The organism is bacterium (genome assembly GCA_021372775.1).
Lineage (GTDB): Bacteria > Acidobacteriota > Polarisedimenticolia > J045 > J045 > JAJFTU01.
The window spans coordinates 1-2,442 of sequence record JAJFTU010000236.1; the positions used below are offsets into that span (position 1 = coordinate 1).

General features: G+C 67.5%; 3 protein-coding genes. All 3 read right to left on the reverse strand.

The window, feature by feature from the left end:
• Positions 1 to 57: 57 nt before the first annotated feature.
• On the reverse strand, positions 58 to 384 hold the full coding sequence (gene raiA / locus LLG88_08450) for a ribosome-associated translation inhibitor RaiA (protein ID MCE5246933.1): 327 nt from the start codon (positions 382 to 384) through the stop codon (positions 58 to 60).
• Between the two features lie 39 nt (positions 385 to 423).
• On the reverse strand, positions 424 to 1,863 hold the full coding sequence (gene rpoN, locus LLG88_08455) for an RNA polymerase factor sigma-54 (GenBank protein MCE5246934.1): 1,440 nt from the start codon (positions 1,861 to 1,863) through the stop codon (positions 424 to 426).
• Positions 1,864 to 1,888: 25 nt separating this feature from the next.
• The coding region (lptB, locus tag LLG88_08460; protein MCE5246935.1) for an LPS export ABC transporter ATP-binding protein at positions 1,889 to 2,442 on the reverse strand (554 nt) is incomplete at its 5' end.

Here is a 2,442-nt window from a genome sequence, read left to right on the forward strand (position 1 = left end):
AAAGAAAAGGCCCGGCGACGCGCGCCGGGCCTCTTCAAACCGTCCGGGACCGAAGCGTCAGGCTTCTTCGGGGCGGCGGATCGACTCGGCGCCTTCGCGCCGGTCCGCGAGCTTCGCGGTCTTGTCCTTGCGGATCTGGCGGGCGAGAACGTCCACGGCGTCGTTGATCGACTCGAGCAGGTTCTCCGAGGTCTGCTCCGCGGCGTACGGCGTGCCCTTCCCCTGGGCCACGACGCCGCAGGTGAAGCGGTGCTTCTCCGCCGAAAGCGTGACGTGGATCTCGAGGTTGTTCAGCAGCCGACCCAGCTTGCCGAGCTTCTCCTCGGCGTAGCTGCGGATTTCCGGGGTCAACTCGACGCGTCGTCCCGTCACATCGATGTTCATCGTGATCCTCCGGGTTGGGAGTGGAACGAGTCCGCCCCTTCAGCGCTTCCGCGCCGTCGAGGGGGCGATGCGCAGTTCCTCGCGGTACTTGGCCACCGTCCGCCGGGCGATCGAAAGCCCGTCGCGCCGCAGCGCTTCGGCGATCGTCTGGTCGGAGAGCGGCCGCGCGGGGTCCTCCTCCTGCACCATCCGCTTGATCTTCTCCTTCACGGAAAGCGAGGAAACGGCGTCCCCGCCGGCCGCGGCGAGGCCGCTGTGGAAGAAGAAACGCATCTCGAACAGGCCGCGCGGCGTGTGCATGTACTTGTTGTTGACCACGCGGCTGACGGTCGATTCGTGCATGCCGATGTCTTCGGCGACGTCGCGCAGCACGAGCGGCCGGATCTGGTCGATGCCGTGGTCGAGGAAGGCGCGCTGCCGCTGCACGATGCTCGTCGCGACCTTGAAGATCGTCCGCTGCCGCTCCTCGAGCGAGCGGATCAGGCGGAACGCCGCGCGGACCTTGTCCCGCACGAACTCGCGGGCCGTGGCGTCGGCGGCGGCGCCGTTCTCCGGGCGGTCGAAGAAGCGGCGGTAGGTCGGCGAGATGCGCAGCCGCGGCAGCCCTTCTTCGTTGAGCAGCACGCGGTAGCCGTCGCCGTCCTTGATCACGTAGACGTCGGGGGCGATGTAGGTCGTCGGCGAGGGGTTGTAGCGCTCGCCGGGACGCGGATCCAGGTTCCGCAGCGCCTCCAGCAGGTCCTCGACGTCCTCCGGATCGGCGTCGAGCGCCTTGGCCAGCTCGGCCTGCTTGCGCCCCTCGACGAGCGGCAGGAAGTCGCGGATCGCCGTCGCGGCGTAGGAGTCGCCCATCCCCTGCGCGCAGAGCTGCACGAGCAGGCACTCCTGCAGCGTGCGGCTGCCGACGCCGATCGGGTCGAAGAGCTGGATCAGGGCGCGGACCCGCTCGACGTCCTCGGCGGTCCACTTCTCGTCCCCTTCGGCCATCGCGGCGATTTCCTCCGCCGTGGCCTCGAGGTAGCCCTTCTCGTCGATGTTGCCGATGATCGCTTCGCCGATCGCCCGCTCGCGCGGCCCGAGCGCGGAAAGCTCGAGCTGCCACGTCAGGTGCTCGGCGAGCCCGGTCTGGGAGCGCAGCAGCTGGTCGGCGGTCGGCAGTTCTTCGTCGCGCGACTCGACCATGCCGTGCGTCGGCTGGTAGCTGTCCTCGAGGTCGCGGAAGAACGAGGCGTAGTCGAAGTCTTCGTTCTCGCCGGCGCGGTCGTCGCTCTCGCGCTCCGGCTGCGTCGGAGTGGCCGAGACTGTCTCCGTCGGCGCGCCGAGTTCCTCGAGGGCCGGGTTCTCGACCAGCTCCTGGGAGATTTCGTCCTGAAGATCGAGCTTCGACAACTGCAGCAGACGGATCGCTTGCTGCAGCTGGGGAGTGATGATGAGCTTCTGAACCAGCCTCGGCTGAAGTTTTTGCTCGAGCTGCGGCATGGTGCTCCGTCCGGCGTGCGGAATGTCACTCGAGGCGGAAATCCTCGCCCAAATATACGGCCCGAACGTCGGCGTCGCTGGCCAGCTCCGCTGGCGATCCGCTGCGGAATATCCTCCCGTGGCTGATAATATAAGCGCGTTTGACGATTTGCAATGTCTCGCGGACGTTGTGGTCCGTGATCAAGACGCCGATTCCCGCTTCCGACAATTCGCGCACGATCCGTTGAATGTCGGCGACGGCGATGGGATCGATCCCGGCGAAAGGTTCGTCAAGCAGCATGAATCGGGGACGGATCGCCATCGCGCGCGCGATCTCGCAGCGGCGACGCTCGCCTCCCGAAAGATAGAACGCCGCGCGTCCGGCGATTGCGGCGAGGCCGAACCGTTCCAGCAGTTCGTCGGCCCGCGCGCGGACCTCCCCTTCGGGCAGGCCGAGCGCCTCGAGCACGAGCTCCAAGTTGCCCCTCACCGTCAGGCGTCGGAAGACGCTCGGCTCCTGCGGCAGATAGGCGATCCCGGCGAGCGCCCGCTTGTGCAGCGGCTGCTCCGTGAGGTCGTCGTCGCCGATGCGGATCTTGC